Source organism: Pseudomonas sp. NY15463 (genome assembly GCF_048068415.1).
GTDB lineage: Bacteria > Pseudomonadota > Gammaproteobacteria > Pseudomonadales > Pseudomonadaceae > Aquipseudomonas > Aquipseudomonas mosselii_C.
Map to the genome: position 1 here is coordinate 1 of NZ_JBLUQD010000020.1, position 1,518 is coordinate 1,518.

At 58.6% G+C, this 1,518-nt stretch carries 1 protein-coding gene; it reads right to left on the reverse strand.

All coding sequences use genetic code 11. From position 1 onward, the window contains the following. On the reverse strand, positions 1–1,518 hold a 1,518-nt coding region (locus tag ACNFIC_RS23830), incomplete at both ends, for an immunoglobulin-like domain-containing protein (protein WP_416782281.1).

The following is a 1,518-nucleotide window of genomic DNA, read 5'->3' on the forward strand; positions in this document are numbered from 1 at the left end:
GACGTTCACGGTGAGCGTAGTAGCGCTGCCAGTCTGCGGCGGATTGCTCAGCTGGAAGTTGAAGGTGACGTTCGCATCACCTTCCTTCGCCGGATCTGCGGTGACAGTAACGGTAGTAGTGTCGAGAGTGTCGGCCACAGTCGCGGTCGCCGAAGCGCCGTTCAGGCTAACGTTCTCGAAGTTGCCACCCTCGACCTTGGTAACGGTCGCGGTAACGGTGCTCTCGTCTTTGTAGACATCATCGACGTTGGTGTTTGGCACTTGTAGCGTGCCCTTGCCGGAAGCATCGACGTTGACCTGATATTCGGTGCCGCCGACGTTGACGGTGAGCGTAGTGGCGCTGCCAGCCTGTGGCGCATTGCTCAGCTGGAAGTTGAAGGTGACGTTAGCGTCGCCCTCTTTCGCTGGGTCTGCCGTCACGGTGACGGTAGTGGTGTCGAGGGTGTCGGCCACGGTCGTGGTCGCCGACGCGCCAGTCAGACTGACATTCTCGAAGTTGCCGCCCTCGACCTTGGTGACGGTCGCGGTAACGGTGCTCTCGTCTTTATAGACGTCATCGACGTTGGTGTTTGGCACTTGCAGCGTGCCCTTGCCGGAAGCATCGACGTTGACCTGATATTCGGTGCCGCCGACGTTCACCGTCAGCGTCGTAGCGCTGCCGGTCTGCGGTGGATTGCTCAACTGGAAGTTGAAGGTGACGTTGGCGTCGCCCTCTTTCGCCGGGTCCGCCGTCACGGTGACTGTGGTGGTATCGATAGTGTCTTCGATGTTGGCCGTGACACTGGATTTGCTCAGATCCACGGCTTCGAAGTTGCCGCCGTCTACTTTAGTGACAGTCGCGGTCAGGGTCGAACCGTCTTTGTAGACGTCATCGGTGTTGGTATTCGGGACTTGCAGCGTGCCCTTGCCGGAAGCATCGACGTTGACCTGATATTCGGTGCCGCCGACGTTCACGGTCAGCGTGACCGGGCTGCCAGTCTGCGGTGGGTTGCTCAGCTGGAAGTTGAAGGTGACGTTGGCGTCGCCTTCTTTCGCTGGGTCTGCCGTCACAGTGACGGTAGTCGTACCTTCCGGCGTAATGGTGTCGGTCACGGTCGCGGTGGCCGACGCGCCATTCAGACTGACGTTCTCGAAGTTACCGCCTTCGACTTTGGTAACGGTTGCAGTAACGGTGCTTTCGTCTTTGTAAACGTCTTCGACGTTGGTGTTCGGCACTTGCAGAGTGCCCTTGCCGGAAGCATCGACGTTGACCTGATATTCAGTACCACCGACGTTCACGGTGAGCGTAGTAGCGCTGCCAGTCTGCGGCGGATTGCTCAGCTGGAAGTTGAAGGTGACGTTCGCATCACCTTCCTTCGCCGGATCTGCGGTGACAGTAACAGTAGTAGTGTCGAGAGTGTCGGCCACAGTCGCGGTCGCCGAAGCGCCGTTCAGGCTGACATTCTCGAAGTTGCCACCTTCGACTTTGGTAACGGTCGCAGTGACAGTGCTTTCGTCCTTGTAGACGTCATCGACGTT